This is a genomic window from Roseiarcus sp. (assembly GCF_052145395.1).
Lineage (GTDB): Bacteria > Pseudomonadota > Alphaproteobacteria > Rhizobiales > Beijerinckiaceae > Roseiarcus.
Genome location: NZ_JBKQOT010000118.1, coordinates 1 through 4,072, shown reverse-complemented (window position 1 = coordinate 4,072; position 4,072 = coordinate 1). Strand labels below are relative to the sequence as shown.

Genomic DNA, 4,072 nt, shown 5'->3' with positions numbered 1-4,072 from the left:
CTGCGGAACGAACGATGGGCGCCGTTCGGACCCTTTGGACGCACGGCGTTACCTGCCGAACAGCGTGCGCCTCGTCGCGCAAGCCTCGATCTTTTGGGCCGCCGTCTGAAACAGGCGCGCAAAAATGGGCAAAGTCGAGCTCAGGAGCGGAAACAAAAAAAACACGAATGTCCGAGTCCGACCACGCGTCCGCACCGCGTCCGCCGCGACCGCTCGCCCGCAGCGCGACAGGCACCGCGGACCAGAAAGGTCGCGAGCAGCGGATCGTCAGCGTGCTCAACCGCTGCTTGTCGGTCGCCGACATCGCCCGCAGGCGGGCGTCATATATTACATTTTATCTATGTTATCGATGCGATCCTGGCCAGCGCCGCCCCGACATTCCTCACGACGGCGCCTCGGCCGTTACGGCCGACCGGAAAATCCGCTGCAAACGATTGAAAAGGCTCGATTCGGACTCACAAATAGCAAGGCCGCTCCCTCGACCGGAGATCGACAGGGCGGCTTTGTCGACGCCCCTCAGTCGTCCTGCCGCGGACTCGGGATCATCAGCAGCAGGTCGGCGAGGCGATCGTCCTCGACGCCCTGCTCCACGATCCGCTCGCCCGGCATGCCGACGGGAACGCCGTGCTGAAAGGCGACTTCCGGCGGCTCGATCGGCGGCTCGAACGGATCGACCGGCGCATCCGTCGCACCGTCGCCTTCGATCTCGCGCCGCGCTGCGTGCCAGAACTCCTCGCTGCGCCCGTGGCGGGCAGCCTGCACGCTCCCAGAGCGCGTACGCCCGCCTGCGGATCGTCTCCTCAAGCTTGTGCATCTCAAACCCTCCAGCCCTCCGAGCCGTTTCGGCCGTTCTCTCAGTGTAACATTTGCGAGAGCCGCCCGGAAAAAATGATGAGCGCTCCCTCTCGGGGAAATCCAGCGGCGCACCGCCGCTGGATCCGACCACGGGAGCAGATGGGCGCTGGGCGCCTCTCCAACCCAGCGACGTCAAACCGGGGCGACCCTCAACCTCGAACTTTCGGACACGGGGTCAGGCGTCACGCCGCGTAGCGCTCGATCTCCACCGGCATCCGCCGCGAGCCCCAAGTTCCCGGGCCTTTCGAGAACACGCCGGCCATCTTCGTCCCGCAGCTCAGGCAGCGGCCTTCGGCGTCGAGCCGGTATTCGGTGATCTCGTAGCGGTCGCGGGCAATGCAGCGCGTCCCGCAGGCCGGGCAGATCGTCGCCTCCCGCGCCGGATCGCGGACATTGCCGACATAGACGTGTTTCAGCCCGTTGCCGATCCCGATCGCCCGCGCCCTCTGCAGGGTCGCGAGCGGCGTCGGCGACGAGTCGAGCATGTGGTAGTCCGGGTGGAAGGCGGTGAAGTGCAGCGGCACATCCGGCTTCAACTCTGTCGCCACCCATTTCGTCAGCGCGTCCATTTCCTCGTCGCCGTCGTTCTCGCCGGGAATGAGGAGGGTGGTGATCTCGGTCCAGACGCTCGTCTCATGGACGAGGTATTTCAGCGTCTCGAGCACCGGCTGGAGCTTGCCGGCGCAGCGCTTCTCGTAAAAGCGCTCGGTGAACGCCTTGAGGTCGACGTTGGCTGCGTCCATCGCAGCGAAGAGACGCTTGCGCGGCTCGTCGCAGATGAACCCCGCGGTCACGGCGACGTTCCTGATCCCCCGCGCTCGGCAGTCTGCCGCGGTGTCCACCGCGTATTCCAGGAAAATGGTCGGGTCGTTGTAAGTATAGGCGACGCTCGCGCATCCGAGCCGCTCGGCCGCTCTGGCGATGGTCTCCGGCATGGCGAAGGAGCTCAGCCGCGCCGTCTCGCGGCTCTTGGAGATGTCCCAGTTCTGGCAGAACGCACAGGCGAGGTTGCATCCGGCCGTGCCGAACGACAGCACCGCGGACCCCGGCAAAAAATGGTTCAGCGGCTTCTTCTCGATCGGGTCGATGCAGAAGCCGGTCGAGCGGCCGTAGCCGGTCAGTTCCATGCCGTCGCCGTCCTCGCGGGCGCGGCGCACGAAGCACAGGCCGCGCTGTCCGGCGCGCATATGGCAGAAGCGCGGACAGAGCCGGCACTCGATCCGGCCGTCTTCAAGCTTGGTCCAATAGTCGACCTTGATGCTATCGTCGGCGTCCATACCGCCCCGGCCGCTTTCGCGAGGCCGCTCCTCGAGTTCGCTTGCATATGTCGGGGCCGCGCGCCGAGTTTGCAATGCGGCGCACTGGCGCGGGGAGACGACAAGGCATACATTTCCGGGCGGGACGACGTCATCGCGGACGGCGGGAAGCGCCGAAGGGCGCTTGCTGGTTCGCTATGCCGGCGATCCCGGCGACGACCGGGGGTCGACATGCTCAACGCCACTCATCCCGCGCAGGTCGCGGGCTTGTTCTACCCGTCGGAGCCGGACGCGCTCCGCATGCTGATCCGCGAGATGCGCAAGGGCGCTCGATCGGACGGCGGCGTGGCGCCGAAGGTTGTCGTCGCCCCCCATGCGGGGATCATCTATTCCGGCTCGGTCGCCGCGACCGCTTTTGGCGCCTGGGCGAGGCGCGCCGAGCCACCCAAGCGCGTCGTCATCTTCGGTCCGGCTCATCGGGTCGCCTTCGACGGACTGGCGATTCATCCCTCTGCAGCGTGGGGCACGCCGCTCGGCGAGGCGAAAGTCGCGCGCGATCTCCACGTGCGGCTCGCGGAGGCTCGCGCGGCGTCCGTCGACGCGAGGCCCTTCGCCGGCGAGCACTCGCTCGAAATGCACCTCGTGATGCTGCAGGCGATGCTGCCGGCGCCGTTCGAGATCATGCCGATTCTCGTCGGAGACGCGACGCCCGACCAGGTCGCCGCTGCGCTGCGCCTCGTCTGGGGCGGGCCGGAGACGGTGATTGCGATCTCGTCCGACCTGTCGCATTTCCTCGAACAGGCGAACGCCCGCGCGGTCGACACCGACACTGCAAGGATGATCGAGCTTCTCGACGTCGGTTCGCTCGAGGGCCGCCGGGCGTGCGGCTACCTGCCGATCGGCGGCGCGCTGACCCTTGCGGCCGAGCGCGACTTGAGGGTCAGCGCCCTGCACCTCGCGACATCGGCCGACGTCGGCGCGGACGCGTCCCGCGTCGTCGGCTACGGCGCCTTCGCCATGGAATACGCGGCCTCCGCGCGCCTCGAGGAGGCCGATCGCGCGCTCTTGCTGTCGACCGCGATGGCGAGCCTCGCCGCCGCGGCGCGGCGGGGCGGGCGCACGCCGACGATCGCCGTGGACGGCCGCCTCCCGCCGACACTCTCGGCGATGCGCGGAACCTTCGTCACGCTTACGGAAGACGGGCGCCTGAGGGGCTGCATCGGCTCGCCGGCGCCGCGCATGGCGCTGATCGAGGACGTCGTGATGAATGCCGTGCAGGCGGGCTTCGGCGATCCGCGTTTCGACCCCTTGAGGGAGGCCGAACTCGATAGGCTCGCGCTCGACGTCTCGATCCTGTCTCATCCCAGGCCGATCCCGGCGGGGAGCGAGGCGCAACTCGTCGAGGCGCTGGAGCCCGACCGCGACGGCCTCATCCTCGGCAAGGGGCGGCAGCGCGCGCTTTTCCTGCCGAGCGTCTGGCGCCAGGTCGCCGACGGGCGCGAATTCGTGCGCCATCTGCTGCGCAAGGCCGGGCTCAACGCGATGATCTTCCCGATGGGCCTCGAGGCCCATCGCTTCCGGGTCGAATCGTTCGGCGCGCCGTTCAAGCAGGTGGCGGGCGCGGACATCGCGCCGGTCAGGATTGTGGAGGCGGGCGCACACTGAAATTGCGCCGCGCAAACGAAAGGGGCCGCCCGGCAGGCGGCCCCGATCCTTTTGTGTGCGGCTTGGGCGGAAACCGTTCCCGACACCGCCAGCGCAAGCGCCAGCGCCGTGGTTCCCCACCAACCCTCTGTTAGTCGCATTGGCGCTCGGCAAGTGAAGCGTCTGGTTTGCAGCTATCGTGGCGAAGGCGAGGCGAGCGTGGTGTCGCGCCGGCGGGGAAAGCCGTCGAACAACCGGCTCGACGGGGCGACGATCGCCACGATCGAAGCGGCGCTGCGGCCGCGCTACGCCGATTT

3 protein-coding genes are annotated in these 4,072 nt (G+C 68.0%); 1 reads left to right on the top strand and 2 read right to left on the bottom strand.

Annotated features, from left to right (window positions below; all coding sequences use genetic code 11):
- Positions 1–516 precede the first annotated feature (516 nt).
- Positions 517–762 (bottom strand): hypothetical protein, encoded by a 246-nt coding sequence (locus ACLP25_RS04305; protein WP_442467994.1) that lies wholly within the window; start codon positions 760–762, stop codon positions 517–519.
- 275 nt (positions 763–1,037) lie between these two features.
- A complete protein-coding gene (gene amrS / locus ACLP25_RS04300) occupies positions 1,038–2,132 on the bottom strand; it encodes an AmmeMemoRadiSam system radical SAM enzyme (RefSeq protein WP_442467993.1) in 1,095 nt (364 codons plus the stop codon).
- 210 nt (positions 2,133–2,342) lie between these two features.
- Between amrS and amrB the strand changes: the two genes are divergently transcribed.
- Positions 2,343–3,776: an AmmeMemoRadiSam system protein B gene (gene amrB / locus ACLP25_RS04295; protein ID WP_442467992.1), complete on the top strand. Its 1,434-nt coding sequence runs from the start codon at positions 2,343–2,345 to the stop codon at positions 3,774–3,776.
- The last annotated feature ends 296 nt before the right edge of the window (positions 3,777–4,072 follow it).

Excerpts from the sequence above, each read along its gene's own strand:
- amrS (WP_442467993.1), bottom strand. The coding sequence starts at position 2,132 with ATGGACGCCGACGATAGCATCAAGGTCGACTATTGGACCAAGCTTGAA.
- amrB (WP_442467992.1), top strand. The coding sequence starts at position 2,343 with ATGCTCAACGCCACTCATCCCGCGCAGGTCGCGGGCTTGTTCTACCCG.